Source organism: Bartonella vinsonii subsp. arupensis OK-94-513 (assembly GCF_000278235.1).
GTDB classification, from domain to species: domain Bacteria; phylum Pseudomonadota; class Alphaproteobacteria; order Rhizobiales; family Rhizobiaceae; genus Bartonella; species Bartonella arupensis.
Genome location: NZ_JH725039.1, coordinates 71,914 through 72,511 on the forward strand (window position 1 = coordinate 71,914; position 598 = coordinate 72,511).

Here is a 598-nt window from a genome sequence, read left to right on the forward strand (position 1 = left end):
ACCAAAACCCTTTCCACTGAAAACAACCGTCTGATGTCTTTCTATGGAAAAGTCAACTTGATCAAAACATTTGGTGATGATAGTACCATCCAGATTGGCAGAAGCTTTGACCTTGATCCTATGGGAGCTGCGATTGAAGGCGGTGTTGGTATCAATGCACAACTCTCCCATAATTTCTCTCTTCATGGAGATGTCAATTATCAACAAAAACTTCAAAAAACCGGTATATCTGGAGCAAGTTTTTCCGGTGGAATACGTTATCAGTTTTAAAGCAAAACTGTAACAACAAGCCTCTTGTTATTTCTTCGTCATAAAGGGCAGCACAGTGTGCTGCCCTTTGTTTATAAATCCATATTACCCCAATAAATCCCTCTATCCTTTTATTTTTCATGCAGAAAAAATGCTACCATAAAAACTGTAAAGGATGGAAAATATACTCTCATCCTATAAGAAAAAGATCTTTTATAAAAGCTTCCCTATTTTTCCATGATAAGCTTTATCAACGTCTCATGCTTGGTAGTTTCTCAGATGTCGACGGCTTTGAGGTGAATATGGGCAATCCTCATCAATGGATGATCCGTGTTGGTGGGCGTTTAAC

Annotated in this window: 1 protein-coding gene; it reads left to right on the top strand. The window is 38.3% G+C overall.

Features of this window, described 5'->3' with window-relative positions:
* On the top strand, positions 1–270 hold a 270-nt coding region (locus tag ME1_RS07355), incomplete at its 5' end, for an autotransporter outer membrane beta-barrel domain-containing protein (protein WP_004865007.1).
* Positions 271–598 lie beyond the last annotated feature (328 nt).